Annotated in this window: 16 protein-coding genes; all 16 read right to left on the bottom strand. The window is 36.3% G+C overall.

Annotated elements, in window-relative coordinates:
• Positions 1–8: 8 nt before the first annotated feature.
• Positions 9–2,429, bottom strand: a complete 2,421-nt coding sequence (locus tag SIB89_RS07790) for an efflux RND transporter permease subunit (protein ID WP_412561791.1) — start codon at positions 2,427–2,429, stop codon at positions 9–11.
• A 110-nt stretch (positions 2,430–2,539) separates the two neighbouring features.
• Positions 2,540–3,820, bottom strand: a complete 1,281-nt coding sequence (locus tag SIB89_RS07785) for a DUF5686 family protein (protein ID WP_412561790.1) — start codon at positions 3,818–3,820, stop codon at positions 2,540–2,542.
• Between the two features lie 120 nt (positions 3,821–3,940).
• The gene (frr, locus tag SIB89_RS07780) at positions 3,941–4,495 is read right to left on the bottom strand and encodes a ribosome recycling factor (RefSeq protein ID WP_155088766.1); all 555 of its coding nucleotides are present in this window, start codon (positions 4,493–4,495) and stop codon (positions 3,941–3,943) included.
• Positions 4,496–4,543: 48 nt separating this feature from the next.
• Positions 4,544–5,251, bottom strand: coding sequence for a UMP kinase (gene pyrH / locus SIB89_RS07775; RefSeq protein WP_155088764.1), 708 nt, complete (start codon positions 5,249–5,251; stop codon positions 4,544–4,546).
• Positions 5,252–5,378: 127 nt separating this feature from the next.
• Positions 5,379–6,353, bottom strand: coding sequence for a translation elongation factor Ts (gene tsf, locus SIB89_RS07770; RefSeq protein WP_412561789.1), 975 nt, complete (start codon positions 6,351–6,353; stop codon positions 5,379–5,381).
• A 101-nt stretch (positions 6,354–6,454) separates the two neighbouring features.
• Positions 6,455–7,255 carry a 30S ribosomal protein S2 gene (gene rpsB, locus SIB89_RS07765; RefSeq protein ID WP_412561788.1) on the bottom strand — a complete coding sequence of 267 codons (801 nt, stop codon included), beginning with the start codon at positions 7,253–7,255 and terminating at the stop codon, positions 6,455–6,457.
• A gap of 172 nt (positions 7,256–7,427) precedes the next feature.
• Entirely contained in the window at positions 7,428–7,814 is a 387-nt protein-coding gene (rpsI, locus tag SIB89_RS07760; RefSeq protein ID WP_155088759.1) for a 30S ribosomal protein S9, read from the bottom strand.
• Positions 7,814–8,269 (bottom strand): 50S ribosomal protein L13, encoded by a 456-nt coding sequence (gene rplM, locus SIB89_RS07755; RefSeq protein ID WP_162306934.1) that lies wholly within the window; start codon positions 8,267–8,269, stop codon positions 7,814–7,816. Before rplM ends, rpsI begins: the two co-directional genes overlap by 1 nt.
• 207 nt (positions 8,270–8,476) lie before the next feature.
• Positions 8,477–9,562 (bottom strand): DUF3179 domain-containing protein, encoded by a 1,086-nt coding sequence (locus SIB89_RS07750; protein ID WP_412561787.1) that lies wholly within the window; start codon positions 9,560–9,562, stop codon positions 8,477–8,479.
• Positions 9,559–10,539: a hypothetical protein gene (locus SIB89_RS07745; protein ID WP_412561786.1), complete on the bottom strand. Its 981-nt coding sequence runs from the start codon at positions 10,537–10,539 to the stop codon at positions 9,559–9,561. Before SIB89_RS07745 ends, SIB89_RS07750 begins: the two co-directional genes overlap by 4 nt.
• Before the next feature lie 70 nt (positions 10,540–10,609).
• Positions 10,610–11,566 carry an L-threonylcarbamoyladenylate synthase gene (locus SIB89_RS07740; RefSeq protein WP_412561785.1) on the bottom strand — a complete coding sequence of 319 codons (957 nt, stop codon included), beginning with the start codon at positions 11,564–11,566 and terminating at the stop codon, positions 10,610–10,612.
• 41 nt (positions 11,567–11,607) lie between these two features.
• The gene (locus SIB89_RS07735) at positions 11,608–11,757 is read right to left on the bottom strand and encodes a hypothetical protein (protein WP_155088752.1); all 150 of its coding nucleotides are present in this window, start codon (positions 11,755–11,757) and stop codon (positions 11,608–11,610) included.
• A 24-nt stretch (positions 11,758–11,781) separates the two neighbouring features.
• Positions 11,782–11,934 carry a hypothetical protein gene (locus SIB89_RS07730; protein ID WP_202913887.1) on the bottom strand — a complete coding sequence of 51 codons (153 nt, stop codon included), beginning with the start codon at positions 11,932–11,934 and terminating at the stop codon, positions 11,782–11,784.
• A 116-nt stretch (positions 11,935–12,050) separates the two neighbouring features.
• Positions 12,051–14,903 (bottom strand): DNA polymerase I, encoded by a 2,853-nt coding sequence (polA, locus tag SIB89_RS07725; RefSeq protein ID WP_412561784.1) that lies wholly within the window; start codon positions 14,901–14,903, stop codon positions 12,051–12,053.
• A 150-nt stretch (positions 14,904–15,053) separates the two neighbouring features.
• On the bottom strand, positions 15,054–19,199 hold the full coding sequence (locus SIB89_RS07720) for a hypothetical protein (protein ID WP_412561783.1): 4,146 nt from the start codon (positions 19,197–19,199) through the stop codon (positions 15,054–15,056).
• Between the two features lie 27 nt (positions 19,200–19,226).
• Positions 19,227–19,424, bottom strand: coding sequence for a hypothetical protein (locus SIB89_RS07715; protein ID WP_412561782.1), 198 nt, complete (start codon positions 19,422–19,424; stop codon positions 19,227–19,229).
• Positions 19,425–19,458: the final 34 nt, after the last annotated feature.

The raw sequence follows: 19,458 nt of genomic DNA, 5'->3' as shown, positions 1-19,458 counted from the left end.
TTGAAATACTAAGATAAATGTTCTAGTTGATTTTCTTGGTCATCTTCATTGTCATCCTCCGAAGGAATAATATCAATTGAAGGTTTACGCAATACTTCTTTGTTTGCAATATTACGCTCTAATGATAATAGAAGTGAAGGTAATAGCAACAAATTAGAAAGCATCGCAAATAATAAGGTTATGGAGACTAAAGCACCTAAAGCAACCGTACCACCAAAGCTAGAAATGGTAAATACAGAGAATCCGAAGAATAAAACAATGGATGTATAGAACATACTGACTCCTGTTTCCCTAAGTGCAGCATAAACCGATTTTCTTATTTTCCAGTGGTTAGCCTGTAACTCTTGTCTATATTTTGCCAAAAAGTGAATGGTGTCATCTACAGAAATACCAAAAGCGATACTAAACACCAATATGGTTGATGGTTTTATAGGCACACCAACATAACCCATTAAACCTGCCGTAACTAATAGTGGCAATAAGTTAGGGATGAGCGACACAATAATCATTCTAAATGAACGAAAGAGGTATGCCATAAATAACGAGATAAGAAAAATGGCCAATGACAATGAAATGACAAGGTTTCTTACTAAATACTTTGTTCCTTTTTGAAACACCAGCGCCTTACCTGTCATAGTGACTTCATAACGTTCTTCTGGGAATAATTTATCAATTTTATTCTGAAGATTCTCTTGAATACGCTCCATTTTGTCAGTGCCAATATCTTTCATAAACGTAGTGATACGAGCATACTGACCTGTGCTGTCTACAAAGTTTTTCAACAAATCTACATCAGATGATGAATTTTTGGCATAGGATAGAATAAAACTGTTCTCTTGACTGGTAGGTAACTGGTAATACTTTGGATTACCATTGTAATATGCCTGTTTACTATACTTTACCAAACTAACTACCGAGATAGGTTTTGATAATTCGGGTGTTTCTTCAATTAAATCCTCGAGCTCGTTAATTCGTTTTAAGGTTGCCAATTTCATAACACCTTTTTTGCGTTTAGTGTCAACCATAATCTCTAAAGGCATAATACCATTAAACTCTTCTTCAAAAAAGCGAATATCTTTAAAGAACTGTTTATTCTTTGGCATGTCCTCAATTAAACTCCCAGAAATTCTTATTTGATTTATACCAATCATGCTGGCAATAATCAATACAAACGCGGTAACATAAATAGTGATTTTTTTATGCTTTACCATACGCTCCATCCAATCTACAAAACCACCAATCCAACGCTTATTGAGGTGTTCTAAATGGCGTTGTTTTGGGTAAGGCAGAAAAGTGTAGATAATAGGAATAATTAATAAACACAAAATGAAGATGGCCAGAATACTTAAGGAGGCAACGATACCGAATTCTTTAAGTAGCTTGCTTTCTGTTAAGATGAAAGTTGCAAAACCAGATGCCGTCGTAACGTTGGTCATTAAAGTAGCATTACCTACTTTAGTTATTACACGCTGAAGCGATTTCACTTTATTACCATGAGATCTTACTTCATGCTGGTATTTATTGATTAAGAAAATACAATTAGGAATGCCTATAACGATAATCAAAGGTGGAATTAGAGCTGTAAGCACTGTAATCTCGTAGCCAAGTAAACCTAATATTCCAAAAGTCCACATTACACCAACACAGACCACGATGAGCGAAATAAATGTGGCTCTAAATGATCTAAAGAATAAAAAGAAGATTAAAGAGGTTATAAAAAGTGCGGCACCAATGAAAACAGGGATTTCATCAATAATATTCTGAGAGTTTAATGTGCGAATGTAGGGCATACCCGAAACACGAACATCTAATGATGTATTACTTCTAAACTCTTCGATTTTAGGCTCTAAGACATTTAAAATAAAATCTTTTCTTGCTGATGTATTAACAATGTCTTTCTTTATATATACGGCAGTACGAATCGTCTTTGTTTCGGCATTGAACAGAAAGTTGTCGTAAAAAGGATACTTTTTAAACAGCTCCTCTTGTAGTGTTTTTATTTGCTCTATATTGGTTAAAGAATCCTTGATAAAAGGCTCTAAATCAAACTGTTCTTTTTTGGTGTTTTTTACAAGTTTTTGAAGATCTTTTATAGAAATTACAGTTTCAACTTCATCATATGGTTTGAAAGATTCTGCAAGGTTGTTCCAAGCATTAAGCTGTTTAACAGTAAATAAGGTTGAATCTTTAACTCCAATTACAACGAGATTGCCTTCTTCTCCAAAAATTTCCAGAAACTCATTGTAAGCGAGGTTAACCTCATGGTCATCTGGCAACATATTGGCTTCAGTATTGGTAAAGCGCATATGTTTCCACTGCATACTAAAAAACACGGTCGCTGCAATGACAGTAATGAGAATAAAGATTTTGTTACGAAGAATTAACCTCGCAACAGCCTCCCAAAAACCTATAGTTAACAGTTTAAACATTTTTTAGTATCTACCTAAAATAAATAGTGCCACTTTATTTATTGAAACGAGCCGCAAAGGTAGAAAAAACCTAAGGAATTGTTATGTAATTAACAGTAATATAATTTGCTCTAAAGCGAAATATTAAAGGTAAACTTAAAAGCTATATTGTCTTCAAAATTAGGAAGATGATAACCTCCATATCTGTACGCAAAACTAAGTCCAAAGCCAAAGAGAAGTTTATTAATTTCAAAACCAGATTCTGAGTAAACGTGTTCTAAAGTGTTGAAATTTATACCTTGATGTCTATCAATACTTTTCATATCTCCAACAGCATATCTTGAAATTAAAACGAGTTGTGGTTGAAATCGGTCAGAAATTTTGAAAGGTTTAAAGTAATGTTTCAATTGTAAGGTCGAAAACTTATCGCTAAAGAATTCATTAAAATACATGGTTTCAAAACTATTGAGACCAGCTACAGAGAACCGTTGAAGAATGGTTTCTTTTGTAATATTATTTGGGTAGGCATGGTAGAGGTGCGTTAAAGGAGTTTCTCCACCAGCTATACCAGCAACTAGCGTTATTTTGCTAATCGCATCGTTTTTATGATAGAACTGTTGAACGGTCCTAAAATCTAATTTGGAAAAATTAAAATCGCTTCCAAAAACGGATTTAAATCCTTGAGTAACTTGCAGGGTGAATTTTGGATAGCCATTTTTAATTTCCAGTACTTTGTTTTTGACCAGTTCAAATTGGCTAAAAGGACTCCACTGTAAACTGATTTTAGCAGTACTTATATCAAAAGTGTTATAACTTCTGTCGTCTAAATTAAACCTGTAATTGTATGTTGGGTTTATTTTACTAGTCGCTAATTGGGTTTCTGACAAAAGATGATTGGATATTTTATGCTGTAGGCCAACGGACTTTGTTATATGCCTGTGAAATAGATCTATATTTAATAGTCGAGGTTCAAAAAAAGTAAAAAAGCGTTTGTCAGTTAAAAAGGTAGAACTTCCTGTTTCTTGCAAATCATCCGTGTAAGCTAGGTTAACCCATGTATTGGATTTTTCATTTATTCTAAAACCACCACCAACACTATATTTATAGCGCTTATCCTTAAAACCATAAACGGTATAACCGTTAATTCGGAAATGTTCAGAAAGACGTTTATTGGTAACACCTCCTAAGCCAGTTCTAAAACCTTCAAACTGATTGAATTTAATTAAATAACGAAGGTCTAAATCAAAAAAGCCAATGGATATATAACCATTGCCTATTTTTTTTAAAAATTCGGCTTTTTTTATAGAATCTCTTGCAATTTGCGAAGAATCCCTTTCTTGAGAAATAGGGTTTTGAGCAAAACTATTTGTTGCTAGGCCAATTAGAAAAACAACAAACAGATGTTTTAGCATTAAAGTATTTTTATTTTAAAACAGAAGAACCAAAATCCTATAAGTTGACAATCTGTCCCAAATGATTGGGGGTTTAAGATTCTGAAATTAAATTGAGAATGGCTCAATTTCAACTTGGTATTATACGGTCATAATCTCATTCTCCTTAACATCAAGAATGCTGTCTATCTTCTTAACGTAAGAATCCGTAAGTTCTTGCACATCTATTTCTGCATTATTTTGTAGGTCTTCAGAAACATCAACTTTTTTAATTTCATTCATGGCATCCTTACGTGCATTTCTTACACCAACTTTAGCGTCTTCGGCTTCCGCTTTAGCTTGTTTTGCTAAATCCTTTCTACGTTCTTCGGTTAAGGGTGGTACGTTAATGATAATCATTTCACCATTATTCATAGGATTAAAACCTAAATTAGCCAGCATTATTCCGCGCTCAATTTCCTGAAGCATACTTTTTTCCCATGGTTGTACAGAAATTGTTCTGCCATCTGGTGTGTTTACATTTGCAACCTGGTTCAATGGAGTCTGCGAGCCATAATAATCTACCATTACACTACCTAACATCGCAGGACTTGCCTTACCAGCTCTAATGTTAACCAATTGCTTTTCTAAATGCTTTAGAGCAGCTTCCATTGCTTCTTCAGCAGTATCTATTATAAATTTAATGTCTTCGTTCATAGTGTTATAATTTTAATTGAGTGCTATCAAAAGTTGAGCCAATTTTTTTTAAAGATTAACTTCCGTTCCTACGGTTTCACCAGAAACTACTTTTAAAAGGTTACCCTTTTTGTTCATATCAAAAACTATAATTGGCAGTTTATTTTCTTGACTAAGTGTAAAAGCTGTTGTATCCATAACCTTTAAGCCTTTACGTAAAACATCATCAAAAGTGATGTGGTCAAATTTAGTTGCTGTAATATCCTTTTCAGGGTCAGCATTATAAATTCCATCTACTCTAGTGCCTTTTAAAATTACGTCCGCTTCAATTTCAATTGCTCTTAATACTGCTGCGGAATCTGTGGTGAAATATGGATTTCCTGTTCCTCCACCAAATATAACGACACGCCCTTTTTCTAAATGGCGAAGTGCTTTACGTCTTATAAAGGGTTCTGCCACTTCATTTATTTTAATTGCCGATTGTAACCGTGTAGGGATGCCAGAATCCTCTAAGGCACTTTGCAATGCTAAACCATTAATAACTGTTGCCAACATGCCCATGTGGTCTCCTTGAACACGATCCATACCATTACTAGCGCCAGCAACTCCTCTAAATATGTTTCCGCCGCCAATAACAATAGCGACCTGTACTCCTAAGTCGGTTATCGCTTTAATATCTTGAGCGTATTCTGCCAATCGCTCTGGGTCAATACCGTATTGACGATTACCCATAAGTGCTTCACCAGACAGTTTTAGTAGTATTCTTTTATATTTCATGTTAGAATTTGAAAGTTGAACAAAGCTACATAATTATTAGCATCTGTAAAAGTGAAAAAAATGCCAAAAAAAAAAGCTTCTCATAAATTGAGAAGCTTTTAAAATATTTAGAATGGATGTAAGATACTTATCCTACAGTTGCTCTTTTAAATCCGGTAACTTCAACATCACCATAAGATTTTACATATTCAGCAACAGTTTTCTTTTCATCTTTAATGAACTTTTGATCTAATAAGCATTGCTCTTGATCTAAAGTTGTGTTATCAGAAATGAAACGCTCCATTTTACCAGGTAAAATTCTGTCCCAGATTTGTTCTGGCTTACCTTCAGCTTTTAATTCTGCTTTTGCAGCTTCTTCCGCTTCTGCCATTACCTCAGGAGTTAATTGAGCCATAGAAATGTATTTTGGTACATTCTTTAATGTCTTACCTAAACGTCCTAATTCAATATTATCTTTTTCGATAACTGCAATACGAGCTTCAGTTTCTGAAGCAACATAAGCAGGATCGAAATCTTTATATGATAATGTTGTTGCTCCCATAGAAGCTACTTGCATAGCAACGTCTTTAACCAAAGTTTCAACGTTATCTACTTTTGTAGATAAACCTACTAACGCAGCAATTTTATTAATATGAACATATTGTCCAACATAAGGTGCATCTAACCTTTCAAAAGCAGTGATATCTAATTTCTCACCGATAACACCTGTTTGCTCAGTTAATTTTTCTGCAACGGTCATTCCGTCGAAATCTCCTGCTAAAAATTCTTCTTTTGTATTATAGTTTAATGCAACTTCACCTAGCTCGTTAGCAAGTTTTACAAAGTTTTCGTTTTTACCTACGAAATCTGTTTCGCAACCTAAAACGATAGCAACACCAGAAGTGTTATCTGCATTAATTTTAGCTACAGCAGCACCTTCAGAAGAATCTCTGTCGGCTCTTTTTTCTGCAACTTTTTGACCTTTTTTACGTAAAACTTCAATGGCTTTATCAAAATCACCACCAGCTTCAACTAAAGCTTTTTTACAATCCATCATACCAGCACCAGTTGCTTGTCTTAGCTTGTTTACTTCTGCTGCTGTAACTTTTACAGTATTTTCCATAGTTTTTAAATTTAAAAAGTCATTCAATTAGTTTAATGCCCTTCGACATTGCTCAGGGTAAAAAAAGAATTAAATGACTTTTAGTATTGTATAAATGTTATTTATTCTTCTTCCTCAGCTGCTACTTTTTCCTTTTTTGCAGCTTTTGGTTTAGCCTCAGCTTTTGTTTCAGATTTTTGATCTGCTTTCTTAGTGTCTTTTTCAGCACGCTCTGCTTTTCTTTCATTAAGACCATCTTCTACTGCAGATGTTACAATAGATAATATCTTATCGATAGATTTAGAAGCATCGTCATTTGCTGGGATAAGATAATCAACCTCACGTGGATCGGAGTTGGTATCTACCATAGCGAAAATAGGAATGTTTAATTTCTGTGCTTCCTTTATTGCGATATGCTCACGCATAATGTCAACTACAAATAGTGCGCCAGGTAAACGTGTCATGTCAGAAATAGAACCTAAATTCTTTTCTAACTTAGCACGCAAACGATTGACTTGTAAACGCTCTTTCTTAGATAAAGAGTTGAATGTTCCGTCTTTCTTCATTCTATCAATAGAAGCCATTTTTTTAACAGCTTTTCTAATGGTAACAAAGTTAGTTAACATTCCACCTGGCCAACGCTCAGTAATATAAGGTTGGTTTACAGCACTTGCTTTTTCAGCTACGATGTCTTTAGCTTGTTTTTTTGTTGCAACAAATAAAATTTTCTTTCCTGATGCTGCAATTTTACTTAATGCTGCACAAGTTTCATCAATCTTAGCTGCTGTCTTGTAAAGGTTAATGATATGGATGCCGTTTCGCTCCATATAGATGTAAGGGGCCATGTTTGGGTTCCACTTACGTGTGAGGTGACCGAAGTGTACACCTGCATCGAGTAGTTCTTTTACTTCTACTTTTTCCATGTTTTAATAGTTTACGTTCTGTTAAATTAGCAATGATTAAGTGGTCGCTATTGCTCGCCTTAACCATTTAGATGCTAAACTTTTAATTCTGAACTCATTTCAGAATCTTTTCAATAAAATAAGATAATTCAGAACTTGAGTGATCAAGTTCTGAATTAAATGTTGTTGGATATTAACGTTTAGAGAACTGGAATTTCTTACGCGCTTTCTTCTGTCCGAATTTCTTACGCTCTACCATTCTTGGATCTCTAGTCAATAGACCTTCTGGCTTTAATATTGCTCTGTTTTCAGGATCTAACTCGCACATTGCGCGAGATAATCCTAAACGTATTGCTTCTGCCTGGCCGGTGATACCACCTCCATATACGTTAACAGTAATATCAAAGTTGCCATCATTGTTAGTCATGGTAATTGGTTGGTTTACTTTGTACTGAAGTGTTCCAGTAGTAAAGTATTCCGCCATGTCTTTTTTGTTCACCGTGATGTTACCTTTTCCTTTGGCAACGTACACACGAGCAACAGCCGTCTTTCTACGGCCAATTTTGTGAATTACTTCCATTAGTTAATTTCGTTTAATTTCATTGTCTTTGGTTTTTGAGCCGCGTGAGCGTGCTCTGTACCAGCAACAACAGTTAAGTTTCTAAAAAGAACAGAACCTAATTTATTTTTAGGCAACATTCCTTTTACTGACTTTTCTACTAATCTGGTTGGGTCTTTCTCAAACATCTCAGTAGCAGTCAGGCTTTTTTGACCACCTGGATAACCTGTGTGACGGATATAACTTTTTTCCGTCCATTTGTTACCCGTTAAGTTGATTTTTTCTGCATTAACAACAATTACGTTATCACCGCAATCAACGTGTGGCGTAAAATTAGGTTTGTGCTTACCTCTTAAAAGTATTGCTACTCTTGAAGCTAAGCGACCTAAAGTTTGTCCTTCAGCATCAACTAAAACCCACTCCTTATTAACGGTAGCTTTGTTAGCAGAAACTGTTTTGTAGCTTAATGTGTCCACACTAATTTGATTTAATATTACGCTTCACAGCGCAAAAGATTATACATTCCTCTTCCGAAAAAGAGTTTGCAAATTTACGATAACTTATTGGATTGACAAACCTTAGCCTATGTTTTTTTAGAGCTGAAATTGACCGAAATGTATTTTATAAAAAACCATAAAGTCTTTGGCTTCTATACAATAGAATTTAGAAAGGACATTTTAACTTTACTCTTGATAGATTGTTGGGTTTGGAAAAAACGCTGCAATAGCAAACCACATACTTGTTACAGAGTTGGCAGGTGTTAGTTTCTGACCCTCTCTTGGACCCTCAATAGCTTCACCAAACATATTCCATTTACTACCTTCATTATCCTTAAAGAAAGCTTCAGAGTTTTGAAAATCATAAGTAAATGTTAGGTTACTGTTAGAACCACTTAGCTCAAAGGCTACAATGAGGTTTTCATCACCAACAATTAAAAAATTCTTATTAAAAAAATTCTCTCTAAGAACATTGCCGTTATTGAAGTCTGAAAATTTATAAACTCTAGATTGGTTATTTGCCATCAAAGCAAAAACACGTTGTTTGTTGGGAAGCGCAGGATTTAAAATTTCTGGCACGAATAGAAAAAAGTCGTGACTGGTTTTATAGGGTCCATAAGGATACGTTCCGTAAGGCTTGCTAAAGCCAGTGTTGGAATTTAAGACCAAAGAGTTTGGGTAGGCATCTTTCCAAGTTCCCCAATTGGTTTCAACGACCATAATTTTTTCAGGTGTATCTCCAATTAACTCGCCATTGACACATTGTTGTAAGATTTGAGACCAGTTACTATCTGTTTGTCTGTCGTACAAAATTAAATTACTGTTATATAACAAACCAGAAACACCAAAAGTTGTGAAAGAGCTATCGGCCAAACTTTCCCAAGCAAAGGCTGTACCTGTTAATGGACAGTAAGAAACAGTCATATTGGTTCCGTTGACATCATCATTAACAATTTCATGCCAATCTATTACATAATGTGGATAGGCTTTTACCACATCGCCCTGTTTTATTCCCACAATTAATTCATCATCAGAAAGAAAATTAACCGAAGCGGCATTTGTAAACATTGGGTTGTCAATGGATGGGATACCATCTTTCCCAGGGCCACCATCTCTTACTTGATCAGATGGGATCAACCATGTATTGGATGGAGTAGATCCGTCATCGTCATTACCCATACTGCCATCATCAGAGCCTGTTGCATTACTAGAACTACAACCAACTAGGGCTAAACAAAATAATATGGCGAATAAATAGTTGAATATTTTCATAATTCTTGATTTAATGTTAAGGCTTCTGGTTTACTAAACAGCTTAAACAAAAGTCCGGTTGTTAATCTATAGGTTGGTGTTAGTTGAATTCCGTCTGGGCTAGAATATAAAGGTAGTTCAGCAGCTGCATTAAAAGAAATGTTTTGAAACAATTTCACTGAAAAACTTGGAATTATAAAAACCCAATCCCCTCCTGTATTTGGGATATCGAATCCTTGCGTCTCGTCCTTTTCTGCGTTTCTATATTTAAAACTCAGGCTAGGATTTACAAATGTGTTTTTTATTAGAAATTGATCTGAGACATTTAAAAATGCTTGAATTTCATTACCAAATTTATAAGAAGAGTTACCAAAATAAGAATCATTTTCTCCTGTTTGGCGATAAACCACGCGTGAAGAAAAAGTCATAGTCGGTCTAAAATCGAAAGTTTTTGAAGTTCCTACTAAATAGACCAAGTCCCAAGCATTGCTGCCTGGCTGTAAATCTGCATTTAGAGTTATGCCTTGGTCATTTGTTTCAGTTGAAGAACCTAAAGGGATTTTTACACCAGCACCAATATTTAGATTCCAGTTTTTGGGAGTGTTCTTTAGAAGGGAGTAACGAATTAAAACGATGGCATCACCTATACCATAGGTTTGGTCTAAGTTTTCTGAATCAAATTGAGAAATAATGCGCCTTTGGTTTACCCATGTAAACAAGCCTTCTACTGACCATTTACTTAAAAAAGCATAACCAGTATTTATTAAAATAGAATGTGTGGTTCTTAATCTTGAATTATCATCTAAAGTTTCTGTATTATTCTTTAGGGTATTGAGGTTATTGAAATCGTAACTAATATTTAAGAGCAGTGTATTGTCTTCGTTAAATTCTAAACCAATATTGTTGGACAATGGAATACCACCAGAACAACAGGTTTGGCCTGCAATTAGTTGGGAAAATCCCAAACCTATAAACACAGAAAGAAATCTGAACATCATTGCTTTTTATTCAAGAAGTCTTTAAGTTTAGACGAAAAATTTTATGGTACTTACATTAGAAGCAAAATAATTACTTTGTGGCTCTAGATAAACGATCGTTTATTGATTTGCCCAAACCATATTCAGGAAATTTTTCAGCAATAATAACATCGAGGTCCATTTTATCTAATTGATGCAGTACGTCGTAAAGTTTTGAAGCTGACTCAGCTAAATCACCTGTTTTTGAAAGTGCTATTTGAACCTCTATATTACTATTAGCAATTTCAGATTGAAAAGTGATAATTCCTATACGTTTGCCTTTATACTGATCGACCATACCCAAAATATTGTCCGTAAGTATAGTCTTGGTTTTTGGAGCATAATGGCGCTCTAACATACCTGGAGCATCTGGTGCGATTTCTTTTTTATTCTTAATCTGAATTTCACCCACCACAGCTTCAATATCTTCAATGGCTGTAGAGCCTAAACGATAAATAATGGGTTGGTCATTTTCAAAGCCTATGATGGTGGATTCTATACCACTTTTACAAGCACCTCCATCCAACACCATTTTAATATTATCTTTAAAATAGGTTTCAACATGAGCTGCAGTTGTTGGGCTAATACTACTAAATGGATTAGCACTTGGTGCTGCCAAAGGAAAATCTAACTGACGTAAAAGTTCTAGAGTAGTTGTGTGATTCGGCACACGCACAGCAACAGTGTCTTTACCCGCTGTAATTACATCTGGAATCGTATTTTTCTTTTTTAAAACGAGGGTAATTGGTCCTGGCCAAAAAGCTTCTGCCAATAATTTTGCTTTTTTTGGAATGTGTTCAACAATCTGTGATAAATAATCTACAGAGGAAATATGAACAATAAGTGGATTAAAAAAGGGACGCTGCTTAGTTTCAAAAACCGACTTGATCGCTTTTTCAGAATAAATATTACCAGCCAAACCATAAACCGTTTCAGTTGGTATGGCAACAATCTCCTCAGCATTTAATAAGGCTACAGCTTTTGATATGTCTTTTGAAATAATACTCATAATCCAATTAGACTGCAATATTAGTTCAAAAACCAATAATTTTAAGAATTAAGCCGCTTATTTTCGTTCTCTTTCTTTTGTTGGTGTAGTGCATAGGCTAAAATACCAATCTCAATAGCGAGAATTGCGATTTTAGCTTTTTTGCTCTTTGTAAGTGCGCTGGTAAGCCCTAATACTTTGGTGATAATCATTATTTAATTTTTATGAATTCCTAATTAGGCGTTGTCCCTCGGTTGGTGAATTTCTCTGCGCTCTTTCTGCTGATGGTTAATGTCTTTTCCGTCAACTTCTTTTTTATTTATAGCTGTCTCGGCTATGCTTGTTTCGTTTTTTTCTTCTTTATCGTTTTTCTTGTCATTAGTTCCCATAATTCGCTGTTTTTAGATTTTAACCCAAATTAGAGAATAGTCGAGATTCGTTTTTGCTTAAAAAGAAAAATGGTTGACTTATTTAAAATCAACCATACTAAAAAAAAAGTGAAGTTTTAATGCGCCTCCAACCAATTATCTCCAATATCTAAATCTACATCCAAAGGAACTTTTAGCTTATAGGCATTTTCCATTTCGGTTTTAATGAGAATTTTCATGTCTTCTAACTCTGGTTTGTAGATATCAAAAACCAATTCATCATGAACCTGCAAAAGCATTTTTGATTTATACGCACCTTCTTGAAGCTTTTGATGAATATTGATCATCGCTATTTTAATGATATCTGCAGCACTACCTTGAATCGGTGCATTTACCGCGTTGCGTTCTGCAGCTCCTCGTACCACGGCATTACGCGAATTAATATCTTTTAAATACCTACGACGACCCAAAACCGTTTGTACGTAACCATTATCTCTTGCAAAATCTACTTGTTTGCCCATATAGGCTTTTAGTTTTGGATAGGTGGCGTAATACGTTTCTATAAGCTCTTTAGATTCACTTCGAGACAAATCGGTTTGGTTGCTCAACCCAAAAGCGGATACTCCATAGATAATTCCGAAGTTGACAGTTTTTGCATTGCTACGTTGTTCACGAGTGACCTCATTAATCGGTACGTTAAATACTTTTGAAGCCGTCGAGGCATGAATGTCCTCTCCGTTTTTAAACGCTTCTATCATGGTTTCCTCTTCGCTCAAAGCCGCAATAATTCTCAATTCTATCTGCGAATAATCAGCAGCTAACAATGTATATTCCTCATTTCTTGGTACAAAAGCCTTACGAACTTGTCGACCACGTTCGGTACGGATCGGAATATTCTGAAGATTTGGATTATTACTGCTCAAACGCCCAGTGGCAGCAACGGTTTGCATATAATCTGTGTGGACGCGTCCAGTGCTTTTTTCCACTTGTAAAGGCAAAGCATCTACATAAGTGCTTTTTAATTTACTAAGTCCTCTATAATCTAATATTTGCTGAATGATGTCGTGGTCTTTTGCCAAATAACTCAACACATCTTCTGCCGTGGAATATTGTCCTGTTTTGGTTTTTTTAGGTTTATCGACCAATTTCATTTTTTCAAATAAAATAACACCCAATTGCTTTGGCGATGCAATGTTGAATTCCTCACCTGCAGCTTCATATATACTTTTTTCTAGATTGGCAATATCATTATTGAGTTGTTCTGAAAGTGAGCTTAAAAAGTCCTTGTCTAAATTAATGCCTTCCAACTCCATATCAGCAAGTACTCGGAGAAGCGGTACTTCAATCTCATCGAATAATTTTTGAGTATTAGCTTCGCCCAATTCCTTTTCAAAATGCTCTTTTAGTTGCAAGGTGATGTCAGCATCTTCTACAGCGTATTCGGTTTGTTTTTCCAAAGGGACTTCTCGCATGGAGAGTTGATTTTTTCCTTTTTTGCCGATGAGTTCTGTGATGGAAATAGGTGTGTAGTTAAGGTACGTCTCTGCCAATACATCCATGTTATGCCGCATATCTGGGTTGATGAGATAATGCGCTAACATGGTGTCGAAAAGCTTGCCTTTAACCTCAACATTGTATTTAGCCAAAACCTTAATATCGTATTTTAAATTTTGACCGATTTTTTCAATGCTTTCATTTTCAAAAAAAGGTCTAAGTACTTCAATTAATTCTTGAGCTTCGTTTTTGTCTTCTGGAAAAGGTACATAAAACCCCTTGCCAGCTTCCCAAGAAAAGGCAATACCAACTAACTCTGCTTGTAGTGGATTTATGCTTGTAGTTTCGGTATCAAAACATACCGAAGTTTGGTTCATTAAGTTCTTTACAAACAATTTTGTGGCCATCCCAGAAGCTACGCTTTGGTAAAAATGCGAAGTCGTTTCAGAGGTGTTTCGGGTGTATTCTGAACTAGTTTCAGTGGTGTCTGAATCAGCTCCTCCGAACAACGAAAACTGCCCAGCACCAGCTGATTTTTTTTCCTTTGGGGTAGAGGTTGGCTTAGTTTTTTCTGTTGTGGAAGACGTACTCGAACTAGAATCTGAAACGTCTTGAGGAGCAAAGGTTTTCAAGAAATTATCCGTTAAACGTCTAAATTCTAAATCCTGAAAAATCTGTTTTACTTTTTCAACATCCGGATGGTCTAATTCAAAGTCCTTGGCATTAAACTCAACCGGTACATCGAGCATAATGCGCGCAAGTTCCTTTGAAAGTAATCCTAGTTCCCTATTAGCCTCTATCTTTTCTTTCATCTTACCCTTGAGTTGGTCAGTATTGGCTAACAAGCCTTCCATACTTCCAAATTGCTTAATGAATTTTTTGGCAGTTTTCTCACCGACACCTGGCAAACCAGGAATGTTGTCTGAAGAATCTCCCATCATGCCTAAAAAGTCAACCACTTGCATTGGAGTTTCAACTTCAAATTTTTTCTGAACCTCAGGAATTCCCCAAGTTTCATAACCACCGCCAAAAACAGGTCTGTACATAAAGATGTTGTCAGTGACTAACTGCGCAAAATCCTTATCTGGTGTTACCATAAAAGTTTTGTAGCCTTCTTTTTCAGCTTGTCTAGATAGTGTGCCAATGACATCATCGGCTTCATACCCTTCTTTCACCATAATAGGAATGTGCATGGCTTCAAGAATATTACAAATATGAGGTATTGCTGTTCTAATGCCTTCAGGTGTTTCGTCTCTATTGGCTTTATAGGCTTCAAACATCTCTACACGATCTACACTCCCTCCTTTATCAAAACAAACGGCTAAATGATCTGGTCGTTCGCGTTTAATAACATCTAAAAGGGAGTTCATAAATCCCATAATGGCAGAAGTGTCTTCACCTTTAGAATTGATTCTAGGATTTTTTATAAAGGCATAATACCCACGGAAAATAAGGGCGTAGGCATCAACAAGAAAAAGACGTTTTTGGTCTGACATGAAATAAAATTTTGAAGTCTATAAAACTACAAAACTTAAATCTTGAAATGAAAGATTGAGAAGCTAAAAATGAAAAAGAAAGCCGATCCCTACTTCGGCTTTCTTTGCTCAAACAATAATTGAAGACAATCCAATTATTTTTTTAATAGTTTAACGTATTTGTTGTATTTCAAAAGCCACGGATTGTTGACTGGCAAAACATGTGATGCTGGTTGTTGTATAAAAATAAATTTCGACAGTATCTGCGGCATTAAGACTCAAAACACTGTTGATATCGCGTCTTACTAATCCATTTCCCCAATGATGATAATTTTTAAATCTCGTAGAGGTGCCATTCACATAAATGGCAACACCAAATGAATTTGTTGAGGTAGAACTGGCTATACTTCCCCAAGAGGCACTTATCTTGTAATAGCCTGTTGTGGGTGCGTCAAATGTATTTGTTGTGGTGTTAAAATCAGAGTTGACATCATAATCAACAGTGTCAAAGTCGACCTTTTGCCATCCTGACGTATTAAATGACTGATTAGCACCTAAGGTGATTCTCGCAAGCGAGTACGAAGAATTAAGATTAGACAAATCGACTGTGTGAGCGGCTTGGCCATCATCTTCAACTTCCAGGGTTAGAATATTGTTTGAGCTATTAAAAGAAAAGGTGTCTACTTCTTGGTTATCTGTGTCTATTGAAGATAAATCTACCGTTACTGGTGCTATACCATCGTCTTCAAGTGAAATACCTAAAACGGTGCCTACCAAACCAAGATTGTCTATTTGTTGATTGTCAGTATTAATAGACGACAAATCTACTGTCGCAGGTGCAACTCCATCATTTTGTAACGAAATACCTAATAAAGTACCTGTTAAAGCTAAATTATCAATTTGTTGGCTGTCTGTGTTTATAGCTGCTAAATCTACTGTAACTGGTGCCACTCCATCGTTCTGTAACGAAATACCGAGTGTAGTACCTGACAAAGCAAAATTGTCTATTTGTTGGTTGTCTGTATTAACATTGGCATTTTGAAACGTGACGTTACCGGCTCCATCAGTGGTCATCACCTGGCCATTTGTACCATCTGTTAACGGCATATTATAAGCATCGTTAATATTCATAGTACCGTTTTTATAAATGGTAAGCGCGTTACTTCGGGCACCAAAATTTGAACCATTACCGATAGAAAATACTCTATCATTAGGATTAAAATTAGTAGCCGACGAAACAGAATAGTTAGTGTTATAGAGTCCAATTACAGTCTCGCCATATGAAGGTGAAATTGTGTGTATACCAAGTACACTCGAATTTTCTCCAGAGGCAAGTGTGTTTAATCCAAATGAGACAGCGTTGTCTCCAGAAGCTGTACTTGTATAGCCTGAAGCTAATGAATTTTGACCTGAGGCCGTTGTGTTATATCCTAATGCTGTGGAAGAGAGTCCCGATGCGTTGGTATCGTGCCCCAAAGCTGTTGAGTAACTACCACTAGCCAAAGTTCCATCGCCGAAAGCTGTAGAAGCTGCAGCTGAGGCAGTCGTTTGATAGCCAAAAGCGGTTGAATAAAATTCAGAAGCTTGAGTATTGTAACCAAACGCAGTAGAATGAGCTCCCACATTAGCATTATTCCACCGATTGCCACTAACATAACCAGCTCTAAAAGCTGCTTTTCTTGGATTAAAAAACATACGTGTACCAGTGCCCGTAATTTCGTCGTCAATGGTATTGCCGAAACCATAAGTCCCAGTCACAAAAAAACCATCTGTACCATTAATTGTTACAGCACCATTATTTGCAATAATCTCTTTTCCAGCACCAGCCCCACCTTCGTTATAAGCTTGGTCGAGGGTGTTTTGGGTGTCATTATCAATAAATACAGTACTGGCATCTACAAAATTGGTTTGTCCAGCACCATCAGTAGCTAAGACTTGACCGTTGGTGCCATCTGCCGCTGGTAAATTATAAGCTTCATTTATATTTAATAAACCATTTTTATAAATCGTTAAGGCATTGTGTCTTGCTGCATCTGATGTGCCGTTGCCAACTACAAACAATCTGTCATCAGGATCAAAAGCTGATGTGTTATCTGGTGTATAGTTGGTATTGAAATTGCCTAATGCAGTTTCTGCGAATGAGGCTGCAATGGTACCATTTCCCATAGCGGTTGAGCGGTCACCATTAGCTTCTGTTAAGTAACCAAAACCTGTAGAGGCAATACCAGATGCTAATGGTGCATAACCCATAGCAACAGAGTAATTGCCGATATTTCCTGAAGTCCAGACAGAATTTGTGGCGAAGCCAGATCGAGTCGCGGATGTTCTGGGATTCATAAAAAACGCGGATAGATCAGCATGTACGGAATAAGGAACACCAACGCCATGTTGACCTGTTACCCAAAAGCCACCACCTCCATTGATCTGTACGGGTCCAACATCGGCATCGATAATTGCTCCTGCTCCTAATCCACCTTCGTCATAGGCTTGATCTAATGTGTTTTGCGTGTTATTAAAAACCGTACTTGGATCAACCCAATTAGCATCTCCATTAGCGTTACTCCTTAGAATATAGCCTGGTGTTTCATTGCCGTCTGTATATCTAAATGATGATGCTACCTCTAAATAATTGTCTATATAAACATTGCCATTTCCTGGAAGATTGGAATCACCAAAGTAACCTGCCCAGTTGGTTGTTCCGCCTGTGGCAATTCCAACTATACCATAATTAGTTGTTGCAGCAGATGTTGCTCTAAACTCAGCTCCAACATTTCGATTAGTACCTCCTGAAACTTCAACACCTAACCCATAATTAGTAACACCCGATCCCGTTACTTGACTAATTAAGCCAACATTTTGAGTACCACTGGCAGAGTTAATTAGATGCGATCCATACGTTGAGAGGCTATTCCCTGAATTTTCTACAGTGATTCTTGAGCCTACAACAGTACTACCAGCATTTGTGCCTCTAGCTATTACATTTAACCCAACACCTTCGGTTGAAGCTTCACTATAGGTATAATCTAAATTTAAACCATTTACCTGAGAGCCTGTATATAACAAATCTAATGAAGCATCTGGCGAGTTACTGCCAATACCCACATTGCCTTGTGTAAATATATTATCGTTGATATCATCAGACCCAAATGTAGTTCCTACTTCATACCAATCCGCATCACCTATGGGATTTTGAAAAGTGATGTTACCAGTACCATCAGTAGTCATTACTTGGCCACTAGTACCATCTGTTAATGGCATGTTATATTCGTCATTAATATTCATCAGACCACTTTTGTAAACGGTAAGCGCATTGCTTCTTGCTGAAGGCGACGTACCATTCCCTAATACAAATAATCGGTCATTCACATCAAAAGCAGTTGACGAAGTTTCGGAATAATTGGTATTGTATAGGCCAAATACGGTTTCAGCGTAGGATTCTGCATTTAAGTAAGTTCCAATAGTTACGGAATTAGCGGCGTTTGAGTTAGAGTATTCGCCAAAGGCAAATGCATAATCGGCAATATTGGAGGTAGAAGAACGACCAAAAGCATAGCTGTAGTCACCTCTCGCAAAAATATTATTACCAAACGCAAAAGACCTATCTCCAGAAGCTCCAGAATTGTTCCCTCCCACAAAGGCGTACGTGCCAATTGCATCGTTATCTAATCCAAAAGAGAAACTGTAGTTTCCAATAGCAGTAGATTCTATACCAAAAGCGACTGCATAATTCCCACTAGCTTGTGTGTCATTCCCTACAGAAAAACTGTAATCACCAATATTAACATCATCCCATCGACTTCTGTCTGCAAAGCCAGCTCTAAGTGCCCCCTTTCTAGGATTAAAAAACATGCGCATGCCATCTCCAGTAATTTCATTGTCTATAGTATTGCCAGACCCATATGAACCTGTAATTAATAAACCATCAGTACCATTAATTGTAATCGCTCCATTGTCTGCGGTAATATCCTTGCCTGCACCAGCACCACCTTCGTCATAGGCTTGGTCTAATGTATTTTGAGTGTTAATACCAGTAACACTAAACCATGATGCACTTCCATTATCCCAATAATAAAAGCCTTTAGCTGGTGTGCCGTTACCGGTTACAAATACCATCATACCATCTTGGTCTGCTGTTGGATTTGTCGTTGGGAAATTGTCTATTCTTGGTATAAGAATACCATCAGTATTTGCTGGCGTAGCAGTGTTAGACGCAGTTACATCTAAACTTGCTTTTGGGTCTGTGTTACCCACACCGACTTGTGAATATCCGAAAAATGATATCAGTGATAACAGGTATGTGAGTTTAATTGTCTTCATAATAATAGGGATTAAATCTGTGTAAGATTATAGTTTTACGTCTACATCAAATGCGTTTCTAACATCTCTGAAAATCGTATGGATGTAATAAGTTAAGCCAAGAAAAAGTTCGCTTCCACCAAGTATAAAAGGATTAAGGTTTCCCATTAATTGAATGGAAATATGGCCTGCCAAAAAACTAGAGTTAATGATGAGTAGTGAGACGAGAAGTGTTGACGTTTTCATCTGACAATGGTTTTATAATTAATAGCTTAACAAA

Origin of the sequence: Winogradskyella sp. MIT101101 (assembly GCF_047126865.1) — a bacterium.
In the GTDB taxonomy this organism is placed as follows: domain Bacteria; phylum Bacteroidota; class Bacteroidia; order Flavobacteriales; family Flavobacteriaceae; genus Winogradskyella; species Winogradskyella ouciana.
This window is presented reverse-complemented; position numbering and strand designations above follow the sequence as displayed.